Annotated in this window: 7 protein-coding genes; all 7 read left to right on the top strand. The window is 63.2% G+C overall.

Annotated features, from left to right (window positions below):
- Positions 1–609, top strand: a 609-nt coding sequence (locus EN994_RS16880; protein WP_127307666.1) for a shikimate dehydrogenase, incomplete at its 5' end; no start/stop codon positions are given.
- Positions 602–1,408 (top strand): SDR family oxidoreductase, encoded by an 807-nt coding sequence (locus EN994_RS16885; protein WP_063168722.1) that lies wholly within the window; start codon positions 602–604, stop codon positions 1,406–1,408. The genes EN994_RS16880 and EN994_RS16885, both read left to right, overlap by 8 nt.
- A 95-nt stretch (positions 1,409–1,503) precedes the next feature.
- Positions 1,504–1,851 (top strand): RidA family protein, encoded by a 348-nt coding sequence (locus EN994_RS16890; RefSeq protein ID WP_013530405.1) that lies wholly within the window; start codon positions 1,504–1,506, stop codon positions 1,849–1,851.
- On the top strand, positions 1,848–2,690 hold the full coding sequence (locus tag EN994_RS16895; RefSeq protein ID WP_082826522.1) for a FadR/GntR family transcriptional regulator: 843 nt from the start codon (positions 1,848–1,850) through the stop codon (positions 2,688–2,690). The genes EN994_RS16890 and EN994_RS16895 overlap by 4 nt, the downstream gene beginning before the upstream one ends.
- A 287-nt stretch (positions 2,691–2,977) precedes the next feature.
- Positions 2,978–3,688 (top strand): SDR family oxidoreductase, encoded by a 711-nt coding sequence (locus tag EN994_RS16900; protein WP_082826690.1) that lies wholly within the window; start codon positions 2,978–2,980, stop codon positions 3,686–3,688.
- 12 nt (positions 3,689–3,700) lie between these two features.
- On the top strand, positions 3,701–4,450 hold the full coding sequence (locus EN994_RS16905) for an SDR family oxidoreductase (protein WP_063168723.1): 750 nt from the start codon (positions 3,701–3,703) through the stop codon (positions 4,448–4,450).
- A 69-nt stretch (positions 4,451–4,519) separates the two neighbouring features.
- The coding region (locus EN994_RS16910; RefSeq protein WP_127307667.1) for a LysR family transcriptional regulator at positions 4,520–5,210 on the top strand (691 nt) is incomplete at its 3' end.

A 5,210-nucleotide genomic window follows, 5' to 3' on the forward strand; every position in this document is an offset into this window, starting at 1 on the left:
GTGCCGTACAAGGTTGCGGTCTATCACAAATGCACCGCCGCTCACGACCGCGCCGCGAGGGTGCAGAGCGCCAATTCCGTGCGCCGGCTGCCCGATGGCAGCTGGTACGCCGACAATTTCGACGGCGTCGGCTTTATCGATGGCCTCAAGGCAGGCGGACATGAGATTGCCGGCCGCCGCATCCTTCAGGTCGGCGCCGGCGGCGCCGGCGCGTCCCTGGCCTATTGTCTCGCCGAAGCCGGTGCCGAGGAAATCCGCTTGGCCGACATCGATACCGGTCGCGCCGAAAAACTGGCGGCGCTGGTCGCGCAGGTCTTCCCGAAATGCCGCATCCAGGTTGGAGAGGCCGAGCCTTCCGGCATGCATATGGCGATCAACGCCACGCCGGTCGGCATGCACGCCGGCGACCCGCTGCCGCTGGATGTGAGCCGGCTGACCCCGGACATGACGGTCGTCGACATCATCATGGAGCCCGCCGAGACCCCCCTGCTAAAGGCGGCGAAAGAGATTGGCTGCCGCATTCAGCCGGGGCGCCCGATGATGGATTTCCAGGTCCGGGCCATGTCCGAATTCTTCGACATCGAAGGCAAGGGTCGCGGCAATGGCTGAGACATTGACGGCCGTCGTCATCGGCGGCACTTCCGGCATCGGACGCGCGATAGCGCTGCGCTTCGCCGAGGACGGCTACCATCTGGTGGTCGCCGGCAGGGATGCGGCACGGGGCGATGAGGCGGTTGGCGCCTGCGCGGCGGTCGGCGCACCGCGCGCGCTGTTTGTCCAGACCGATGTCGCCGAATCCGGCTCGGTGGAAGCGCTGGCGCAGGCCGTCAGCGACGCGTTCGGTACCCCGCACGTCGTCGTCAACTGCGCCGGCATCCTGCAGAGTGGCAAGCACGTCCTCGACCAGGATCTGGACGAAGACGAGAGGATGTGGCGAGTGAACTATCGCGGCACCTTGCTGGGTTGCCAGGTGTTCGGTCGGCTGATGTCGGCTGCCGGGCGAGGCGCGATCCTGAACGTCGGCTCGCTTGCCTCCTTCGCGCCGCTGTCCCTGCCCGCCTACACGCCCGGAAAGCATGCCGTCCTGGCCTTGACCCAGATCCTGGCCGCCGAGCTCGGTCCGCACGGCGTACGCGTCAATGCGGTGGCACCCGGCTACACGCTTTCGGACGGGCTGAAAGCCAGGATCGCCAAGGGTGAGCGCAACCCCGAAGCCATCCAGGCGACCACCGCGCTGCGCCGCTTCGTCGAGCCGCGCGACGTTGCCGAGGCCGCACTGTTCCTCTGCTCCGACCGGGCCGCATCGATAACCGGCGTCACCCTGCCCGTCGACGCCGGCTGGCTCGTTCAGGCGCCCTACGCACAATATCTGCAGGGAAACCCCATCCGCCAGACGCCGGCAATCTGAGTCCATCCGGCGGAGGCCGGAAATCTGACCCATCCGGCGGAGGCCGGAAATCTGACCCATCCGGCGGAGGCCGGAAATCTGACAAGGACAATCCAATGAGTGACATCAAGCGCTTCGACTTCGACACCCGCATCCACCACGGGGTCATCCACAATGGCACCCTCTACCTCACCGGCCAGGTCGCAAAGCCGGGTCAGTCCGCAGCCGACCAGATGCGCGAGGCGCTTGGCAAGGTCGACGTCCTGCTTGCCAAGGCCGGTACGGACAAGACACGTATCCTTCACGTGCAGATGTGGCTGGACGACATCAGGGATTTCGACGAGGTCAACACGGTCTGGGACGGATGGATGCCGAAGGAGCATGCACCCGCGCGCTCTTCCGGCGAAGGACGGATGGCCAAGCCTGGAATGCTGGTCGAGCTGATCGTCACCGCGGCGGTTTGAATGGCCTTGCCGGTTCGGGCATCATCGCGAATCTGGCTAAGGGGAGACTGATGACGAAGCGCAAACCGCTTTCCACTGTCGTGGCGGAGAGTCTGTCCGAAAAGATCCGTTCCGGATCTCTGCTTCCCGGCGCGCAATTGCCGACCGAGGCGGAGCTTTGTGCCGAGTACGACGTCAGCCGGACGGTGGTGCGGGAAGCGGTGGCGCGATTGCGCTCCGAAGGGATGGTGGTGCCGCAGCAGGGCCGCGGCATGTTCGTCAGCGAAACGCCGGCGCCGCGCAATTTCTCGATACCGGACGAGGCGCTGAGGACCTTGCCGGAAACCATTGCCCTGCTCGAACTGAGATTGAGTGTGGAAGTGGAGTCCGCCGGGCTATGCGCGGAACGGCGCACCGATGCGGAGGCGAGTGGAATCCGAACCCTGATGGAACAGGTCGACGCCCAGCAAGCGGATCCCGCTGTGGTCCAGATCCACTATGACTATGATTTCCATCTGGCGATCGCCAAAGCCGCGCGCAACGAATTCATCCACGGCTTCCTGAGCTATCTCAGGCCGATGATCGTTCCACGCTTTCAACTGGGCTACGTGGTCACGCCGGCGCTCAAGGACAGCTATTACGCACGCATTCACAACGAGCACAAAACCATCGTGGATGCCATCGAAAGGCAGGACGGTCGTGCCGCTCGCCAGGCCATGCGCAAGCATCTGCACAACAGCCTCGGGCGTGTGCGCGCTTTGGCACGGGCTTCGGGCGTCGCGGCGACAGAGGCAGAGCAGCAGGCGGCTGCGGCCTCGCTCTTTACCGATATGAAGAGGCCTGTTTCGACCGGCGGATAGGCCCCGGCTTCGATCACCCAGGCATTCGCACTCACCCAGATTAGCCACCGCATTGCGAAAGCCATGTTTTGGCTCCGCCAGCTGACCTGAACCGTTTCCCGCAGGTTGAGAACATCGTTTTCCCGTCGTTTCCTTCGGTTTTCAGCCTCGGCGCCGAGGTCACCACCTGTCCAGGTTTCGGGCGGGAGAAGAGAATTCGAAAGTTTATCTTTCCTTTTTGCTGGTTTTCTTGGTTTCGCGGCATCGGCCCAGGCCGCAGACTGAATCAGGCAATCAGGGAAGCCAACGTGACGACAGCCTTCATCACAGGTGCAACAAGCGGCATAGGGCGGGCCATGACGATCGCACTGAGCGACGCCGGCTACGATGTCTATGCGGTCGGGCGCAGCCAGGCCGCGCTCAAGGCGTTGCAGGCCGAGCGATCCGGCATCGTGCCCATCGCCGTCGACGTGACCGATCGCGAGGCGCTGGAAGCTGTTCTGGCGGATCTGACCATCGACGTGCTGATCAATAATGCCGGGATCATGCCACCGTTGGGCAATTTCGCCGACATGAAAATCTCCGACATCGACACCACGCTGGAGGTCAACCTCAGCGCGGCAATCCTGCTTACCCGCCTCGTCGTTCCGCAGATGCGCGAGCGGCAGGCTGGCCACATCCTGTTCACCGGCTCCACCGCGGGCCACGCGGCATATTCCAACATTGCCGTCTATTCGGCCACCAAGGCGGCGATATCAGGCTTTGCCGCCGCGTTGCGCGCCGACCTCTCCCCATCAGGCGTCCGTGTCACCGAGATCGTCGCCGGCCGTGTCGAGACGCAGCTCTACCAGGACATCCTCGACGCAAAGGCGCGCGCGGCCATGTACGCCAGCAAAGTGGTGCAGCCGGATGACGTGGCCGGAATGGTGGTCGCGGTACTCGGCCTGCCCGCATGGGCCGACGTTACCCGTTTCGACATCATGCCGACATGGCCAACCTCGCCAAGCGGCGCCAAGTAAGGAAAAACTGGAATGAAGGATCTTTCCGTTCTGATCGTAGGCGGCGGCGCTGGCCTCGGCGCGCTTTTGGCCAGGATGGCTGTAGAGGCCGGGGCTGCAAAGATCGGCATCATCGACATCAACCAGGACGCCGCCGAAGCCGCTCTCGCACCGGCAAAGGCCAACGGCCTGCCGACCGCGGCCGCCCTGTGCGACATCCAGGTCGGCCCTCAGTGCCACGCCGCCTTCGACGCCATCGTTTCGAAGCTCGGGCGTATCGACACGCTGATCAATTGCGCCGCGATCTACCCTCGCCGCCCGCTCCTCGAGATCAGCGACGCCGATTGGGATGCCTCCAATGGCATCAACATCAAGGGCACTTATCATATGATGGTGGCAGCCGTTCGCCACATGCAATCGCAGGAGCCGAAGAGCCATGTGCGTGGCCGGATCGTCAACCTGACCTCTGTCGATGCCTTCAAGGCGCATCCGCAGAACGCCCACTATGCGGCAACCAAGGCCGCCGTGGTCAGCCTGACGCGCTCCTTTGCCCATGACGTCGCAAAACACGGGATCCTGGTCAATTCGGTGGCCCCCGCAGGCATGGCCACGGAGCGGGCCAAGGCCCTCGGCTTCCTCGAGGAACTGGCCAAGGCGAGCCCGCTGGGTCGTGGCGCCGAGCCTGCGGAGATTGCCGAGTGGGTTCTCATGACCGGCGGCCCCAAGAATACCTACATGACCGGAGAAAACGTAATTGTTTCAGGTGGTTATATATACGCCTGAGCTATTTTCGCGCGCCGGCGGCGCTGAATTGTCCAACAGGAACGCAAGCGAAAGGAGGTGGAATAGACGATGACCGGCAAGCTTCGCCTTCCCTCGCTGAATGCGCTTCGCGTCTTCCACGCCGTCGCGCAGCACAAGAGCTTCCGGCAGGCGGCGGATGAATTGCTGGTCACGCCGCAGGCCGTCGGACAGCAGATCAAGCTACTGGAGGACACGCTTCAGGTGACACTGTTCGAACGCAAGGGGCGGTCGGTCGAATTGACCGAGTCTGCCATCCTTCTCTCGCACTATGTCAAAGCTGGGTTCGACGAATTTTCCGAAGGTGTTCGCCGCGTCACCAAGTCGAATTACCGGGACCGCATCAACCTGAATGCGAGCCCCTATTTCGCGACCCACTATTTGCTGCCTCGCCTATCTCTGTTCCGGGAGATATTGCCCGGTGCGGATCTGCGCCTGACGACGATGGTCGATCTGCCCGATTTCGGACGCGACGACATCGATATGACCGTCCAGTGGGGCTACGGCAATTGGCCGGACTACGAGACCATACTGCTGGTGCCTGATCCGAAGGTCATCTGCTGCACTCCGGCCATCGGCGAGAGCATCAAGTCGGCGCAGGACCTGACGTTGTTCACGTTGCTGGACACCGTCAAGTCGAAGCGCCTTTGGCCAGACATTTTACGCCACCTTGCCATCGAGCAGACGGACGGCAACCAAAGCATCAGCTTCGACGATGCCGCGACCATGCGCCGTGCAACCC

Origin of the sequence: Mesorhizobium sp. M7A.F.Ca.CA.002.09.1.1 (assembly GCF_003998555.1) — a bacterium.
Classification (GTDB): Bacteria; Pseudomonadota; Alphaproteobacteria; order Rhizobiales; family Rhizobiaceae; genus Mesorhizobium; species Mesorhizobium ciceri.